Genomic DNA, 16,626 nt, shown 5'->3' with positions numbered 1-16,626 from the left:
GCGCCGAAGATGGTGATCTCGTAGTGGTCGGGGGCGCGCTTGAGGATGTCCTCCACCACCCGGCACCCGGCCATGCCGTTGCCGATGACGACGAGACGCTGCTTGGAAGCTTGCTGGGTCATGAGCTTCAGACCCGGACCGGAGCGGCGTCGGCGGGCGCCAGGGTCGGCCAGACCGCGCGCCAGTGGTTCTTCAGTCCGGCCAGCGCCACCAGGGCGAAGACCGCCAGGGCGGCGAAGCCCAGGAAACCGAACTGGTAGGTGCCGCCCAGCTTCTTGGCCAGGCCGAGGGTGGAGGCCAGGTAGAAGCCGCCAACCCCGCCGGTCATGCCGATCAGACCGGTCATCACCCCGATCTCCTTGCGGAACCGCTGTGGGGCCAGTTGGAACACCGCGCCGTTTCCGGCGCCCAGGGCCGACATGCAGAGGAGGAGGACCCCGAAGGCCATCCAGACATTGGGCATCTGGAAGCTGGCGGTGACCAGACCTATGGCCGCGAAGCCCAGCACCACGATCAGGGTCCGCACCCCACCGAAGCGGTCAGCCAGCGCCCCGCCCACCGGCCGGATGAAGGACCCGGCGAAGACGCAGGCGGCGGTGAAGAAGCCCGCCTTCACCGGATCGATGCCGTATTCGGAATTGAAGTAGATGGTCAGGGACGAGGACAGCCCCACGAAGCCGCCGAAGGTCACGCTGTAGAGCAGCATCAGCCACCAGGCGTCGGCGACCTTCAGAACGTCCAGATACTCCGAGAACTTCTTGGGCTCGGGCTGTTCCGGCGCGTCCTTGGCCATCAGCAGATAGACCACGAAGGCGACAGCCAGCGGTATGATCGCCAGGCCGATGACGTTGTTCCAGCCGAAGGTCTTGGCCAGCATCGGCGCGAACAGGGCCGCCAGGGCGGTGCCCGAGTTGCCGGCGCCGGCGATCCCCAGGGCCAGCCCCTGGAACTCCGGTGGGTACCAGCGCGAGGCGAGCGGCAGGGCGATGGCGAAGGAGGCCCCCGCCACACCCAGCACCAAGCCGAGCGCCAGGACCTTGTGATAACTGTCGATGCCGATCAGCCAGGCCGCGCCAAGGCCCGCCAGCACGATGAGCTGGGCGATGATCCCCGTCTTCCTGGGACCGATGTGATCGACCAGGACGCCGGCGACCAGCCGCAATAGCGCCCCGGAGAGCACCGGCAAGGCGACCATGAAGCCCTTCTGGGCGGGATCGAGATTGAAGTCCTTGGCGATCGCGACGCCCAGAGGTCCGAGGATCACCCAGACCATGAAGCTAAGGTCGAAATAGAGGAACGCGGACAGCAGGGTTGGCGTGTGCCCCGCCTTCAGGAACGAGCGATTCAGCATCGGATGAGCCCCGTACGGATTGGACGGAAGCGGCGGCGTCGCCGAGGGTTTTGGGAGGGCTCATCATCGAGCCGATCCAAGAAGCCGCGAACGCCGTTGTCCTGGGCTGAATCCAGGAGGACATCGCCGGGTCCTGTCGTCACGCCGCATGGGCGATGACCGAGCCTCAATCATGCTGCAGTGCAAAACCTAGGCGCCAGATTTCGCCCGTTGACTGCTTTTCAGGCTAGAACCGCGGCTTGGTCGTGCATCTCGGGCGCGTAGACCGCCAACGCCGACTGGATGTCGGCGTCGGGGGGGATCTGGCCCCAGCGCCGCATCTGCTCCAGCAACCATGTCGCCTGGGCCCGGTCAGGTCGGGCAGCTCCGCCGCGATGGAACACGACGTGTCGCAGGCCCGCGGCGATGGCGTCGCTCGCCACCCCGACGTGCTGGGGTTCAGCCAGCAGCGCCGCCAAGGCCTCGCGGTTCTCCGCGTCATCGGCCCAGGCGAGGGCGCGCAGCAGCGCCCGCAACACCGCTTGGAGGGTTTCGGGGTTCGCCTGCGCCCAGGCCCGGGTGACGCCGAACACCTTGTCTGGGGCTCCGGGCGCGATCTCGCCGGCGCGCGCCGCGACAACGCCAGCCCCGGCGTTCACGGCCACGGCGTTCCACGGCTCGCCAACGCAGAATCCCTCGATCACGCCCCCGGCCAGCAGCTCGGCCATTCGCGGCGGCGGCGCCACCACGATGCGGACGTCGCGATCAGGATCTAGCCCCGCCTCCGCCACCCACAGGCGCAGAAGGTAGTTGTGGATGGAGAATGGGAACACCACGCCAAAGGTCAGCAGACTGGCGTCCATCTCTCGCCGCTCAGCGACCAGGTCGGCGAGGCCGGCCCGGCTCGGACTGGGGCCGAGGCCCAGCCGCGTGGAGAGCGTGATCGCCGCGCCGTCCGTGGCCAAGGCCAGCGGCGCGATCATCGCGGTGGCCTCTCCGCCGATCCCCAAACTCTGGGCGAGCACCATCGGCGCCAACATGTGGGCGCCGTCCAGCGCCCCCACCGCCACCTTGTCGCGGATCGTCGCCCACGACGCCTCTCGGGACAGCTCGACCTCCAGCCCTTCGTCGTCGAAAAAGCCGAGAGCCTTTGCGACGATCAAACCCGCCGCATCGTCCAACGGCATGAAGCCCAGCTTCAAAGACCCACTCATGAGGCGTCTCCCTTCAACACCCCGGCGAATGCGAGCAGATCGGCCGCGACAGCCCCCAGGGGCCGGCCAGTATCCATCGAGAGCTTGCGCAGCAGCTTGTAGGCGTCCGCCTCCTCCAGCCCCCGCTCCTTCATCAGCAGGGCCTTGGCGCGCTCAATGGTCTTGCGCGAGACTAGGTCCGCCTTGGCCTTGTCGAGATCCTTGCGCAGCTGGTTCATGAGCTGGAAGCGGCTCATCGCGACCTCCAGCACGCCGCGCACCCGGCCAGGCGCCAAGCCATCGACGACATAGGCGGCCACTCCGGCCCGCACGGCCGCTTCCGCCAATCCTGGCTCGGATCGGTCGACGAACATCACCACGGGGCGCGGATTGGCCAAGCTCGCCTCGCGTAGACTGTCGATCGTGTCCCGGTCGGGGCTTTCCGTGGCCACCACAACGACATCGGGCGCGAAGGCCGCGGCTTCAGCCTCGTCGTAGAGCGGTCGATGACGCACCTCGAGCGGATCGACGCCCGCCAGGCCTTCGGCCACGAGCGCTGCTCGAGCGAAATCAGGATCGATCACCAAGACGCGCATACGGCCAGACTAGTGGAGGTAGGCGCGCTGGAGGCGGAGCTCTTCGACTTGCTTCCGACACGGCGACGATGAAACGCACAGTTCGCGGTCAGCCGACGCCGCGATTTTGGGCATTCTCCCGAGCAGCCAGTTCCGCGAGCAGGGCCTCGCGCTCCTGCGGAGTGTTGGCCCCCCGCAACCTGGCCTGGGCCTGGGGTGGTCCCACAAGCCGCATGACGCCTGCCCGCTCGGCCAGTCGCGCCATGGGCCAATCGGCCCGCGCGTCGGACGGTAGAGCGCCCAGCGCCACCACCAGCGGAAGATGCAGGCCTTCATAGGCGGCGCCCATGGCGTCGGCAGCCAGCAGAGGCGCCAAGTCTTCGGCGGCCAGACTGGGCGCGTCGACCGCGAGCACCAAGGCGCGCAGGCATCCAGCTTCGCGCAAGGCCGCAACCCCCGCCAGCACCCCGCCTACCGGTCCGCCCAGCGGCGTCTCCTCGGCGACGACCGGCAGGCCGTAGTCGGTGGTCCCCACCGTGACGATGGTCTGCGCGCCGACCTCGAACGCCAAGTCCGCCACCCGGTCCACGGCGCGGCGACCGAGCCAGTCCATGAGCGCCTTGTCGACCCCCATACGGCTGGACGCGCCACCACTCAGAATTATCGCGCCAAGTCGCACCGACACCTCCTAGTCCCAGCCTTGGGTAGGATCAAAAGCGCCGTAACCACGCACGGAATCCGCCTCACGTCACCAAACGCCCAGACTTGTTCCCGCTGCGATCACACGGAGGCGCTTGCAAGCCTGATCTGCCGGGGCGAGCAGCAGCTGCGGTAGGCGGCTTGGATGTGGCCTCCTTAAGAAGGGCGGACCACTCTGGACCGGCTGGACGCCTCCGCCGACAAGAAGCGGCTGAGATCAGTGTCCGCATCCAGAGGCTTGACGATGACGCCGTCCAGATCAAGCGCGGCGGACGCTGGAACGTCGCTGCCGGTCAGGGCCACGATAGCGGGCGGAACACTGAGTTCCGCCCTCAGCCGCCGCGCGAGCGCCAGGCCAGAACCGCCCCGGCCAAGATCGATATCAAGTAGGATCAGGTCGAACACCTGCCCCGCCGCACGGGCTATCGCCTCATCCTCATCCGCCGCCGCCTCGACCTGGTGCCCGACGGTGCGCAACAAGGCCGCGGTCACCTCGCGGCTGATTGGATCATCTTCGACGAGCAGGATGGAGAGCGCACGCGAGGGCGCGCCCAACAAAGAGACGGGCGGCGGCTCGCTAGCCGGGAACGGAAGGGCCACGCGAAAAAGGCTCTCCCCGTCGCGGCGCGCATAGGTCATTTCCCCGCCCATCGCCTCGGTGAGGCGCCGACAGATGTCCAGGCCGAGCCCGAACCCCGTGAGGGCGGCAGCAGTAGGGCCTTGAACGAACGCCTCGAACATTCGAGGCGCCGTGAGGGGATCAAGGCCCGGCCCTGTGTCCCTGACCTCAATCTGCAGTGGCAGCCGCGCTCCAGATCGCCAATCGGCCTCAATCCAGATCCCGCCCGAGGGCGTATAGGTCACGGCGTTGGAGACTAGGTTGCCGACCACCTGTTCGAAGCGCAGCCGGTCGCCCGCCACCCATGAAGGCAACGCCTCCGTGCGGCGATACGACAGCGACAGCCCCTTGCTGACCGCCGCGGGCGCCTGAAGCCGGACGACTTGGTCGAGACTCCGGTCGGGATCAAATGGCACCAGCCGGATGACCGGCGCGCTGGCGTCGGTTCGCGCGGATTCCAAGATGTCGGCGACCAAGTCCGCCAGGGTGCGGCCGGCGCGAAGGCCCAGATCGATCAGCCGCCGCTGCTCAGGCCCATGCGGCGAGCGCGCCAGCACCTGCATCACCCCGACCAATCCGCTCAGCGGCGTGCGCACGTCGTGGCTGATCATGGCCATCAGTCGGAAACGGCTGGCCGCGATAGCCTCGGCCAAGGCGCGCGCGCTGCGTTCCAACGACAAGGCGCGCCGTAGGTCCGCCATCACCGCCGCCGACAGTTGCGCCGTCAGCGTCTGTGCGAAGACGAATGCGTGCAGGAGCGCCAAGGTTTCGGAGGGATTCCCACCGATAAACGGCCCCAGGCCCGAGACCGTGACAGCGCAAGCGCCCAAGGCCATCAGCAAGTTGACCGCCGCGCCGCCATGGAGTCCGAAGCGCCCCACGGCCGCCAGGCTGAGCATCAACGCCGACAGCTTGTAGAAATCCGCCACCCAAATTCGCCCAGGCAGCCAGGCCAGGGCCAACACCACCGCGACGCATCCGACGAGAAAGCCCGACACCACGGCGGCGAAGCGCCAAGTCCAGCGGTGGGCAAGCCAGCGACCGGCCAGGAGGATGGCGGGCGCCATCAGCAACACGCCGGTCGCATCGGCCAGCCACCGGGCGGCGAAGGTCGACGGCGAAGGATAGGCCGGTCCGCCTGCCCCCACCCAGGCGATCACGACGGCGCAGACGGCCGCGCTCAACACCGGGCCGGCGAGGACGGCGACCCCGACGAAGGCCAAGTCGGAGAGCACGGCGCGGTTCAGGCGGCCGCTCGCGCCCCAGGCAAGCAGGAGCCGAGCGGTCACGATCGCCGGCAGCATGGCGCCGGCCGCGACGATCAGAGCCGGCGCCCAGGCCCCGAAAGCCCAGAAGTTCACCAGGAAGGCGCCGATGAAAGCGCCCGGCATCATCCGGACACCGCCCATCCACGCCGCGGCGAATGCAATGCCGCTGGGCAACCAGATCAGCGGCAGCTGATCGGCCGCAAGGCCTAGCTTCAGCCCGGCGTATCCCGTCGCCGCGTAAACGACGAAGATCGTTGCATGAAAGGTGAATTGCGCTGGCAGCCGCGTGACCTTGCCCGAAGTCGCCATTGGGCTATAGCGCTCTAGAGGCTTCGCTGCCGGAGAGGATTGTGCAATGCCCCCGCAGCTGTGCGCCGACCGCCTGGAGCAGGTCCGATCCGCTGTCGGCGCGTCCCGAACCCTGGAACTCGCCGATGCGCTGGCGAGCCGGGTCGCCGACTTGTTGGAGGCGATCAGCTGCGAAGCGCAAACGAACGCTGACCTCGCCGCCCAAACGCACCAAATCCGTAGCGCCGCGGGCGCCCTCGCGCTTGTGAGGTTGAGCGACAACCTGGCAAGACTCGAGACGGCGCTGCGCCGGCCGCACGCGCAAGCCGCGGTCGCCGCCGCGGCCCAGGCTGTTCAGCGTGCGATGTCGGCTGGGGCGGCGGCTCTTAGCGAGGCCATTTCGGCGCAAGATTCCGCTCATCCCTCCGCCCTCCCAAGCACATAGCCCTGAGCATGAACGGTTAGGATCCGTGGGGCGCCCGGACCTGCCGCGACTAGCTTTCGCCGGATCCGGCTGACCAGCACATCGACCGTGCGCAAGTTCGTCGGCGCGTCAACCGAGCCAATCACCTCGACGAGATAGTCTCGACTGAGGGGCTCGGCCTTCGCCTGGGCCAGAGCCGCGAGCAGATCGAACTCAGCGCGTGTCAGGCGCAGGACCGCCCCGCCAGCATCGGCCAATTCGCGCCGCACGATGTCGAGGGTCCAGTCGGAAATCTCGATGACTCGATCAACGCCGGCGCGCTGGTAGCGGCGCAGGACCGCCCGCACGCGCGCGGTGAGTTCGTGCAGGTCGACAGGCTTCACGATATAGTCGTCACCCTGCGAGAGCCCCAGGAGACGATCTTCACTCGTCCCGCACTGGGTCACATAAATCGTGGCGCAATCCCGACGCATCTTCATCCGGCGCACCATGTCGCGCCCGAGACCGTCGGGAAGGTTCACGTCTGCGAGTACAAGATCAACGGGGAGTTCCGAGAAGAGACGCAAACCGCCCGCGACGTCCCGAGCGCAGACAACCTCCAGCCCCTCGTTGAGCAGATGGGCTGCGACGATCTCACTGAAGATCGGATCGTCCTCGACGAGCAGGACCGTGATGGTGTTCACGACAACACGCTGCTCCCCGCCCTCGATGAAGGCCTCTTACCTCAGAGGTGGCGCCGCACAACCTTTTGTAGTTCATCGCCGAGCTTTTGGTGTCGCGCCGGCGAGGGAAACACAGTTCAGGTATCCAGCCCCAATCCGGGCATTTGGGCTCGACACAATCGAGGGCGCCGAGCGCCGCGTCGCGATACATGCATGCACTCTGGCGTGTACAATCAAACTTGAGCGTGCAGTCCAGACCAGTAGGCGTGATGACCCAAGATAGCGAAGCGATGACCCTGACGTTCCGGTGCCCCAAGGAACTCGAGGGGTTGGCCCCGCCCCCCATACCGGCCATGCAGGGCCTGCCCGACTGGCTGAAGACCATGCCCGCCCAGGCGTTCAGCACGGTCGTCGCCGGTGACGACGATACGGTGAAGCGCTGCCCGCCATTCGTGGACGCCATGACCAACGGCTTCTTGATCCCCCTGATCTGCGACGTCAGGGTCGAGAACGGCGAGTTCACCTGGGACCACGACCTGCCGCCGGGGGGCGGGTCAGGCTTCGCGCGCTCGCCTATCGGTTTCCATGACGCCAGTCAGGTCACCGGCACGCCGCTGTTCGAGGCCGACCGCTTCCTAATCAAGTTCCTCAACGTCTGGACGATCGAGGCGCCGCCTGGCTACTCGCTGCTGTTTACGCACCCGGTCAATCGCTTCGACCTGCCCTTCACCACGCTGACCGGACTGGTCGATTGCGATCAGTATCACGACGCCTGGATCCACTTCCCGGCCCGCTGGCACGATGAGGGGTTCAGCGGCGTGCTGCCGAAGGGTACGCCGGTGGCGCAGTGTTTCCCGATCAAGCGAGAAAGCTGGAGCGCCACGACCGCCGTACTCACGCAGGACGAGTCACAGCGGACGCACGAAGTCCTGGAGGCGATGAGCCGCGAGAGCGGCGTCTATCGGCGGCGCTTCCGAGCCTAGACGACCTTCATCCTGCTTCGGCGCGCAAGAACGTCAAAGCCGCGCTGGGCCGCAGGAAGAAGCGGCCGTGCGCGGTGGCGGCGAGCGCCGAGATCGCCGGCCCGGCCAACTGCGCCGCCTGTTGGCTGGCCGCACGGATAGCCGCTTCCCCAGTGTCCCGCTCATCCATTTCCAGCAGACATTTGCCAAGGCTGATGCGGGCGCCCGCATCGTCAGGTCGCAGGATCAGGGCGCGCCGATAGAGATCGGCCGCCTGCGCATATTCGCCATCGAGGGCCAGCACCTTGGCCAGCCCGACCATGGCGTCCTGCCGCCGCGGCGCGGCGGCGCGAACCTCCTGGAACAGGCGGCGGGCACGAGAGCGATCGTTGCGCTTGAGCTGAAGATACCCAAGAGCAATGCGCAGGCCGTCGGCCTTGGGCGTCAGCGCAAGCCCGGCTTCCAGGACCGCGACACCCTCATCCAACCGCCCTGCGGCGCCGAGGCCCTCACCCAGTTCGAGGAACGCCAGCGGGTAGGGTGGCCGACGCCCCGTGGCTCGGCGCAGTTGATCAAAAGCCTCGTCCCGCCGGCCGGCAGCCGCCAAGGATCTAGCCAGCAAGGTTTCCACGGCCGGATCGGCGCTGCGCCGCGCCACGCCCTGCAGGGCGTCGACCGCGTCCTTGGGCCGGCTCTGCAAGAGCAGCGAGGTTCCAAGAACCTGAGCGGCGGCGGCATTGCCGCGGTCGCGCAGCAGGACCGAGGCGGAAAGCCGCTCGGCCTCCTGCAGCTGCTGGGCCCGCAGGGCGGCCATGGCTTGTTCAAGCGTCTGACTGGTCTGGTTCAATCGCGGGTCGGATACTCGGGGCGGCTTTGACATCACTCCCGAGTACCGGCCCAACCGAGCGTCGTCGCCCGCTATTTTAGCGTGAAATCGACATGCTCCACGCCGGCCAGCGGGAACGGAACACGATAGTCCTCAATCACCGGCGTGCCGCTGTCCCAACCCACCGTTGCGCCTTCCAGCGACCAGGCCCCAGCGACGGTCTTCTCGAGCCGGGTGCGGCCGACCTCGACGCCGTCGACGCTCATGGTCACCACGCCGCCCTGCCCCATCCCGCCGCCGTCATAGGCGAAGTCGAGGTCAATGCGGTGCGCGCCAGGCCCCAGCGCCGTCGGGCTCTCCAGCCGGTACTGGTCTTGCGGCAGGCTCGATCGCTTGTAGGCGAAGGTCGGTTTGCCCGACAGCATGACCAGCCCCCAACCGCCGAACCGGCCGCCCTGGGTCACCACCGTTCCGCTCTCGCCGGCGGCCCCGAGTTTCACGGACGCGGAGATATTCCACGACTTGCTCCGAATGTCGGGGAACACCCCGTTCGGGAACCGCGTCTCGCTAGGGTAGAACCGCAGTCGCCGCCGCCCCTCGAGCGGACTTGGCCGAATGCCGTCGCCAAGTCGATCGAAGATCGAGGCCTGGACCGGCAGGACGTTGTTGCCCTGCGCCTCCTGCTCGAAGGTCGCCTGCAACTGCGCCAGCTTCCGCGGGAACTTGGCGGCCAGATCGTCGGCCTGGGAGAAGTCCTTGTCGAGGTTGTAGAGCTCCCACTTGAACTTGCCGGCGTCGACGTCCTTGCCTGGCGTCCAGGGCAGCCGCTCGGGCGTGGTGGAGGCCAGCCAGCCATGATCGTAGATCGCCCGGTTCCCGAACATCTCGAAGTATTGGACGTCGCGGCCCGGGGCTGTCTTCGAGCTGAACGACGCGGCCAGGCTCTTGCCGTCCAGCGGCTTGATCGCCGCGCCGTCAACGCTGGCCGGGACCTTGATCCCGATCACGTCATAGAGCGTCGGGGCGATGTCGATGACATGAGCGAACTGCGATCGCACCTGGCCGACGTCCTTGATCCGCGCCGGCCACGACATCACCATGCCGTTGCGCACGCCGCCGAGGTGGGAGGCCACCTGCTTGGACCATTGGAACGGCGTGTCCATCGCCCAGGCCCAGCCGACCGGATAGTGGCCGAAGGCCATGGGACCGCCCAGGGTGTCGATCTTCGACAGCGTGAAATCCAGCGGCTCGTAGATGCCGCCCAGGCCGGCCATCTCGTTGGTGGTGCCGCCCAACCCACCCTCGGCGCTCGCGCCATTGTCGCCCTGGATGTAGACGATCAAGGTGTTGTCGAGCTTCCCTTGCTGGCGGATCTCGTCGATCACACGGCCCATCTGCTTGTCGGAATAGGCCAGCGCTCCAGCATAGACCTCCATCATCCGGGCGTAGAGCTTCTTCTGGTCAGGGCTGAGCGAGTCCCAAGCCGGAATTTGGCTCGGCCGCGGCGTCAACTTGGCGTCGGCCGGAACCACGCCCAGCTTCTTCTGCCGCGCGAAGCTCTCCTCACGCATCTCATCCCAGCCCCGGTCGAACTGGCCCTTGAAGCGGTCGATCCATTCGCGCGGCGCATGGTGAGGGCCGTGGGCGGTGCCTGGGGCGTAGTAGACTAGGAACGGCTTGTCCGGCGCGGCCGAACTCTGGGTGCGCAGCCAGTTGATCGTTCGGTCGGCGAGGTCGTGGTCGAGGATGTACTTCGGGTCGTTGGTCGGCGGCTCGATCAGATTGCGGTTCTCGACCAGGGCCGGCGCCCACTGGTCGGTCTCCCCGCCGTTGAAGCCGAAGAAGTAGTCGAACCCGAACCCGTTGGGCCAACGCTCGAAGGGACCGTCCGGGCCGGTCTCCCAGTCCGGGGTGGAGTGGTTCTTGCCGATGAAGGCGGTGCTGTAGCCGTTGTCCTTCAACACCCGGCCAAAGGTCACGGCGTCATTGGGCAAGATGCCGTTGTAGCCAGGCCGCCCCGTGGCGATCTCGCTGATCACCCCGGCGTTCACCGCGTGGTGGTTGCGCCCGGTCAGCAAAGCGGCGCGGGTCGGCGAGCACAGCGCTGTCGTATGGAAACGATTGTAGCGCAGGCCCTGGCCGGCCAGGGCGTCGAAGGTCAGGGTCGAGATCGGACCGCCGAAGGTGCTGCTGGCGGCGAACCCGACGTCGTCGGTCATGATGATCAGGACGTTCGGCGCGCCCTGCGGCGCGCGCGGCGATGGGGCGTAGCCTGGCGCGGTCGTCGGGGTGGCGGGCGCCTGCGCTGCGACCGGCAAGGCGCACAGCATCGCCAGCGCCGAGACCGAAGCGAGCAGGGCCGAGCTTCTTAGGAATTGCACCACGTCTATCCTCCCAGTTTTTATTTTTTGGCTGGCGGCTGGTCACGCCCATCAGGCGTGAGGCCCGCCTTAGCGGTCGACGGCGCCGACCCGGGTCGTAAAGCCGCCGTCGACAGGCAACAGCGCGCCGGTGATGTATCGGGCGTCATCGGAGGCCAAGAACAGAGCCGCGTGGGCGGTGTCCCAGGCCGTGCCCATCCCGCCCTTGAGCGGCACCCGCGCGTTGCGGGCCGCGCGCACGGCGTCCTGGGCCTGCCCCGACATGTCGGCGTTGGCGCCGATGGCCATCGGCGTATCCATCAGGCCCGGAAGCACGGCGTTGCAGCGAACTCCGTACTCGGCGTTGGCGCTGGCGACGGCGATGGTCAGGCGGTTCACAGCCGCCTTCGAGACCATGTAGGCGATGGCGCTGTCTCCGGCGACCGAGGCCAGCGACGAGATGTTGACGATGGAACCGGCGCCGGCCTCGCGCATGATCGGGATCGCAGCCTTGATCGTAAGCCAGGTTCCCTTGAGGTTGACGTCCATCGTCGCGTCGAAGCTGGCCTCCGTGGCTAGGTGAGCTGGTCCGTCGCCGACTAGGCCGACACCGACGTTGTTCACCAGGATGTCCACCCGCCCCATGTTCGCCAGGGCGGCGATAAAGATGCCTTCCACATCGTCGGCTTGGCCGATGTCGGCCCGGACGCTGCTCGCCCGCCCGCCCTCCGCCGCGACTAAGGCGACGGTTTCCTCGGCGCTGCCTAGATCGCGATCGACGCACAGCACCTGCGCGCCTTCGCGGGCGAAGAGCAGGGCCATGGCCCGGCCGTTACCGATCGTGTCGCCCGCCTTCTGGCCTGCGCCGACGATGACGACGGTCTTGCCTTCCAGCCTGCCCATCGTCCTACCGTCGCAGATCAGGATCGAGCGTCAGGCCCCGATCCAGTTGGACGCCGAAGGTGTTCAGGAACATCGAGACCTGGGTGTACTGGCCGGCGGTGTAGACCGCGTCCATGACGTTCTTCTCACTGAAATGCGCCCGAAGTTGCGCCCAAGTGGGATCGCTCACGAAATGGTCGGCGACCAGTTCATCCGCCATTCGGATCAGGGCGGCCTCCTCCGGTGTCCAGCCGGCCTCGGCGCCTTGCTTGATCTTGCCGATCTCGGCCTCGGTGAGGCCCGACTGCAGGCCGATCAGCACGTGCTGGGCAAACTCGTAGCCCGACCTGCAAAGGTAGCCTACTCGCAGGATGACGATCTCACGTTGGCGTGGCGTCAGACTGTTGTCGGCCGACATGATGTAGCCGCCCCAGGCCAAGAAGGTCTGCAAGGCCTTGGGCGTCCGCGCGAAGGTCCGGAAGATATTGTAGAGCTGGTCGCTCGCGATCAGCGGCGAGAGGATCGCAAGTTGCTCGTCGGTCAGTTCGGCGTCCTGCAGCGGCGCAATCCGCGGTGCATTCAATCGCATGAGAGACTCGTTCTTTGGCGGTTTATGGTCCGAGGCGGTCATCGCGCCGGCAGGGGCTTCAGCCACGGCGCTCGTCGCGGCGAACAGCGCCGAGACGACAACGGCAGCCATCGCGCGGTTGCGCCCGATCGGGGTGATTTTCATTTTCACGGTACCTTGGTGCGCGAAGCGGCGCCGGCGCATCAATGACGAAGCTGGCGCGAGATCCAGGCGCCGGCCTCATCGATGGCGGCGAGGCCTGAGACCGGCAGGGCGAAGTGGAACAGCGGCCATGCGTGGACCATGTCGGCCCAGACATGCAGGCGCACATCGATGCCGGCCAAGGCGGCGCGGCGCGTGAACTCGAGGGAGTCGCAGAGCAAGACTTCGTCGGCGCCGACCTGGATGAACAGCGGCGGCAGGCCGGCGAGGTCGGCCTTGGCGGGCGAGATCAACGGGTCTTCGGCCGAGGCGCCGGCCCGGTATGCCGCCGAACAGCCGGTCAGAGCGGCGTGGGTGATCATCGGGTCGTGCGGACCGCGCGCCTCGTAGGACGCGCCGCTCTGCGTCAGGTCGAGCCAAGGGCTAAGCAGATAGGCGCCGGCCGGTTGCGCCAGACCAAGGTCGCGCAGTTTCAGCAGCAGGGCCGCGGTCAGGTTGCCGCCGGCGGACTCCCCTCCGACGATCAAGTTCTCGGGCTTGAAACCTTCCCCGAGCACGAAGCGATAAGCTTGCTCGGCATCGTCGAGACCAGCGGGATAGGGGTGCTCCGGCGCCAGCCGGTATTCCATGTTGTAGGCCACCACGCCCGCCGCCGCGGCCAGGCGCGAGACGAGGTGCCGATGGCTCAGCGGGCTGCCGAACATGTGGCCGCCGCCGTGGTGGTAGATCAGCGCCTTGGAGGTGTCCGCGCCCTTGGGCGTAATGCGCTCGCCGCGCACCGAGCCAACGACGATCGGCGTGATCTCGCATCCCTCGGCCGGCGGCACCGCGCCGTGCTGACCGTCGAACGCCGCGCGCTGGGCCTCGACGCTCGGAGGCGTGCTTTCCCGCACTTTTGTCATTTCGACGAGTTGCTGCTTGAAGCCCGCGATGTCGGGATCTTGCCTGCTCATTGTTTCCTCCGCTCCGGGCTTCGTTCAATCGGCCCGAATTTGACGATGTGGTGCACACCATCCCGGTCGCATCAATGTGAGTCAAGGATTTTGACAAATAAGTATCTCGTGGAAATCATTCGTCGGATCGACGCGAGCCAAAAGGCGCCTGGGCGACGGAACGCCGCCAGTCGTGACAGGAGTGGAAGACGCGCCGCGCGGGGCGCAGCGCCGCTAGAGCGGGCGCAGGCCCAGGGCGATCAGCTCTGAAACCTCGCGGGCCGCCTTTTGGCGCTCCTCCGACGAGAAGGTGTCGAACCACTTGGGCAGCCATTGGTAGACGCCCGGAACAATCGCCACGATCGCGCGCGGGTTGGTCGCCGACATCGAGCCCTGGGCTTGGCCCACGGCGAAGATTTCCAAGTGAATGTCCATCAGGCGCACGGCCGAAGCGTTGATCTCATCCTGGGCTTCCGTCGGAAGGGCTTCGAACCCCGCCAATGGCGAGAGGGTCGCCAGGTCTTCGCGCAGGCTGGCCTCGGCCCCGGCGTTCATCGACGCGCAAAAAGCCTCGAGCCGCGAGCCGTCATGGGTCCGGGCCCATTGCGCGATCTCCTCCCACATTCGGAAGGAGCGCCGATAGCACTCGACCACCAGCGTCTCCTTGTCGCCGACGTTGTGGTAGATCACCTTCTTGGTGACCCCGACGCGGGTGGCGATTTCCTCCAGCGACGTGGCGTCCACGCCCTTGAGGTTGAACAGCCAGGAGGCTGAGGCGAGCAGGGCCTGCTGCTTGGCCGCGGCGAGGGCCTCGGCGTCGAACACCCGGTCCAGCCGCACGTCGGCGAACGAGAAGTCGAACGGCGGGATTTCGATCGGCAAGCGTCGCTCGACCGCCATCCCGTGATCGAGCAGGGTCTTGATCGCCTCGACCATGTCGCGATGAGACAAGGCTTGGCTCGAACGCCAACGCCGCGCCATGGGGATCCAGGACACCAGGCCGATAATCGCCTGAGCGACGATGCCGGCCGAGCATGGGCGCAGCTCCCCACGCCGCGCGCCGGCCTGAAGAATTTCGGCGATGCTGGCCAGCAGGGCCTCGTAGAGCCCCAGGATCGTGCTGCGCTGCTCAGGGCGCAGATAGGCCGCCTCGCTCAGCGAGGCGAATTCCGGTTCACCCTCGGTCAGCATGCCGTCGATGAACGCCATCAACACGCTCATCGCGTCGCCGCCTGCGTGCGAGGCCTCGCTCAAGCGGCGCGCCATCATTTCGCAGGAGCGCCGGTAGCTCTGGAACACCAGATCCTGCTGATCTTCAAAATAGTAGTAGAGCGCAGCCCGCGAGACCCCGACCGACTTGGCGATCTCGGCCAAGGAGGTCTGCGAGATGCCACGGCTGTTCAGGGCCTTGGCCGCCTCTTCCAGCAGGCGCGCGCGCTTGGCGCCGCGGGTCGAGCGATCATCGGCTTGGGACATTTTCACCCCCCGGCTTCATCACGCGTCCAGCTTGACGTCAACCAGCCCGCGCACACTCAAACGTAAAAACCGCAACGAGACGGCCTACTGTTCATCCCAAGGATAGAAGCTCGGCATCTTCGAGGCCTTGCCGGTGAAGTTGGGGTCACGCTTCTCAAGGAAGGCCGCAACCCCTTCCTTGCCGTCCTCCAGGCTGGTGTAGAACATCGCCAGGGAATCCACCTGGTGGGCCGCGATTGGGTGGGGCTGGGCGCTGTTGCGCAGCATCATCTGGCGGGCCAGCGCGACGGCGACGGGCGAGCGGCCGGCGATGAACTTGCGCGCCAAGGCCTGGGCCGCGCCGAGCAGTTCCTCCGGTGCGTGGACCGAACGCAGCAGGCCGCCGCGCAGCCCTTCCGCCGCATCGAAGATTTCGGCCGACAGCACCCATTCCAGCGCTTGCTGCGGCCCGACAAGGCGGGGCAGGAACCAGCTTGAGCAGGCCTCCGGCACTATGCCGAGCTTGCCGAACACGAAGCCGATCCGCGCTTTCTCGGAGGCCATGCGGATATCCATGGCGAGCATCATGGTCGCGCCGATGCCGACGGCCGCGCCGTTGATCGCCGCGATGACCGGCTTCTTGCAGTTGTAGATCGCCAGCGTCACTCGCCCGCCGGTGTCGCGCACCCCGTCACGGATCGCTGGATCGTCCAGCCGCTCGCGCATGTCGGCCAGGGTCGGGCTCAGGCTCTCGTCGAGACCGAAGACGTTGCCGTTGGAGGACAGGTCCATACCAGCGCAGAAGGCGCGCCCCGCGCCGGTCACCACGACCGCGCCGACGCCGTCGTCTTCGCTGGCGCGCTCAAACGCGGCGATCAGTTCGTGCGCCATCTCGACGGTGAAGGCGTTGAGTTGGTCGGGCCGGTTCAGCGTCAGGGTGAGGACGCGGTCGGCGACCTCCCAGGTCAGGGTCTTGTAGGTCATAGGTCCCCCTTGGCAGGCTGTCTGGTCGCGAGGGGCGACCTGACCATGGATGACGGCCCTCAGTCTAGAACGCGTTCTGGCCGGTGATGGCGCGTCCGAGGATCAGGGCGTGGACGTCGTGGGCGCCTTCATAGGTGTTGACGGTCTCCAGGTTCGCGGCGTGTCGCATGACGTGATAGTCGCCGCTGATGCCGTTGCCGCCGTGGATGTCGCGGGCCTCGCGGGCGATAGCCAGGGCCTTGCCGCAGTTGTTGCGCTTCATCAGGCTGATGGCTTCTGGGACCCAGGCGCCCTGGTCGAGCAGCCGGCCCAGCGCCAGCGCGCCCTCGAAGCCCAGGGCGATCTCGGTCTGCATGTCGGCCAGCTTCTTCTGCACCAACTGGCGCGCGGCCAGCGGCTTGCCGAACACCTGACGGGTCAGGGTGTAGTCGCGCGAG

The 16,626-nt window shown here is 67.1% G+C and carries 15 protein-coding genes; 1 reads left to right on the top strand and 14 read right to left on the bottom strand.

All coding sequences use genetic code 11. From position 1 onward, the window contains the following. Positions 1 to 127: 127 nt before the first annotated feature. The 6 genes from Q7T84_RS05550 to Q7T84_RS05525 form a co-directional block, all read right to left on the bottom strand. Entirely contained in the window at positions 128 to 1,351 is a 1,224-nt protein-coding gene (locus Q7T84_RS05550) for a NarK/NasA family nitrate transporter (RefSeq protein ID WP_304806753.1), read from the bottom strand. A 221-nt stretch (positions 1,352 to 1,572) separates the two neighbouring features. Beyond that, positions 1,573 to 2,544, bottom strand: a complete 972-nt coding sequence (locus Q7T84_RS05545) for a CmpA/NrtA family ABC transporter substrate-binding protein (RefSeq protein ID WP_304806752.1) — start codon at positions 2,542 to 2,544, stop codon at positions 1,573 to 1,575. Beyond that, entirely contained in the window at positions 2,541 to 3,074 is a 534-nt protein-coding gene (locus Q7T84_RS05540) for an ANTAR domain-containing response regulator (RefSeq protein WP_304806751.1), read from the bottom strand. Before Q7T84_RS05540 ends, Q7T84_RS05545 begins: the two co-directional genes overlap by 4 nt. 133 nt (positions 3,075 to 3,207) lie before the next feature. Then, a complete protein-coding gene (locus Q7T84_RS05535; protein ID WP_304806750.1) occupies positions 3,208 to 3,777 on the bottom strand; it encodes a molybdenum cofactor guanylyltransferase in 570 nt (189 codons plus the stop codon). Between the two features lie 176 nt (positions 3,778 to 3,953). After that, positions 3,954 to 5,993, bottom strand: a complete 2,040-nt coding sequence (locus tag Q7T84_RS05530) for an ATP-binding protein (RefSeq protein WP_304806749.1) — start codon at positions 5,991 to 5,993, stop codon at positions 3,954 to 3,956. 396 nt (positions 5,994 to 6,389) lie between these two features. Beyond that, the gene (locus tag Q7T84_RS05525) at positions 6,390 to 7,079 is read right to left on the bottom strand and encodes a response regulator transcription factor (RefSeq protein WP_304806748.1); all 690 of its coding nucleotides are present in this window, start codon (positions 7,077 to 7,079) and stop codon (positions 6,390 to 6,392) included. A gap of 248 nt (positions 7,080 to 7,327) precedes the next feature. Between Q7T84_RS05525 and Q7T84_RS05520 the strand changes: the two genes are divergently transcribed. Further along, on the top strand, positions 7,328 to 8,041 hold the full coding sequence (locus Q7T84_RS05520) for a hypothetical protein (RefSeq protein WP_304806747.1): 714 nt from the start codon (positions 7,328 to 7,330) through the stop codon (positions 8,039 to 8,041). Positions 8,042 to 8,048: 7 nt separating this feature from the next. Here the strand turns inward: Q7T84_RS05520 and Q7T84_RS05515 are convergent, their stop codons facing one another. From Q7T84_RS05515 to Q7T84_RS05480, 8 genes are all read right to left on the bottom strand, one after another. Then, positions 8,049 to 8,867 (bottom strand): tetratricopeptide repeat protein, encoded by an 819-nt coding sequence (locus tag Q7T84_RS05515; protein ID WP_304806746.1) that lies wholly within the window; start codon positions 8,865 to 8,867, stop codon positions 8,049 to 8,051. A gap of 71 nt (positions 8,868 to 8,938) precedes the next feature. Further along, positions 8,939 to 11,227 carry an arylsulfatase gene (locus tag Q7T84_RS05510; protein ID WP_304806745.1) on the bottom strand — a complete coding sequence of 763 codons (2,289 nt, stop codon included), beginning with the start codon at positions 11,225 to 11,227 and terminating at the stop codon, positions 8,939 to 8,941. Between the two features lie 69 nt (positions 11,228 to 11,296). Next, positions 11,297 to 12,109 carry an SDR family NAD(P)-dependent oxidoreductase gene (locus Q7T84_RS05505; protein ID WP_304806744.1) on the bottom strand — a complete coding sequence of 271 codons (813 nt, stop codon included), beginning with the start codon at positions 12,107 to 12,109 and terminating at the stop codon, positions 11,297 to 11,299. A 4-nt stretch (positions 12,110 to 12,113) separates the two neighbouring features. Further along, positions 12,114 to 12,788: a carboxymuconolactone decarboxylase family protein gene (locus Q7T84_RS05500; protein WP_304806743.1), complete on the bottom strand. Its 675-nt coding sequence runs from the start codon at positions 12,786 to 12,788 to the stop codon at positions 12,114 to 12,116. Between the two features lie 71 nt (positions 12,789 to 12,859). Continuing rightward, positions 12,860 to 13,771 (bottom strand): alpha/beta hydrolase, encoded by a 912-nt coding sequence (locus Q7T84_RS05495; protein WP_304806742.1) that lies wholly within the window; start codon positions 13,769 to 13,771, stop codon positions 12,860 to 12,862. A gap of 213 nt (positions 13,772 to 13,984) precedes the next feature. Then, complete coding sequence (locus Q7T84_RS05490) at positions 13,985 to 15,226, bottom strand: TetR/AcrR family transcriptional regulator (protein ID WP_304806741.1); 1,242 nt, start codon at positions 15,224 to 15,226, stop codon at positions 13,985 to 13,987. Between the two features lie 84 nt (positions 15,227 to 15,310). Next, positions 15,311 to 16,189 (bottom strand): crotonase/enoyl-CoA hydratase family protein, encoded by an 879-nt coding sequence (locus Q7T84_RS05485; protein ID WP_304806740.1) that lies wholly within the window; start codon positions 16,187 to 16,189, stop codon positions 15,311 to 15,313. Between the two features lie 64 nt (positions 16,190 to 16,253). After that, a partial coding sequence (locus tag Q7T84_RS05480; protein ID WP_304806739.1) for an acyl-CoA dehydrogenase family protein occupies positions 16,254 to 16,626 on the bottom strand: 373 nt, incomplete at its 5' end.

Source organism: Phenylobacterium sp. (assembly GCF_030654915.1).
GTDB lineage: Bacteria > Pseudomonadota > Alphaproteobacteria > Caulobacterales > Caulobacteraceae > Phenylobacterium.
The sequence above is the reverse complement of the archived record's forward strand: the minus strand, read 5'-3'. Positions and strand labels throughout refer to the sequence as shown.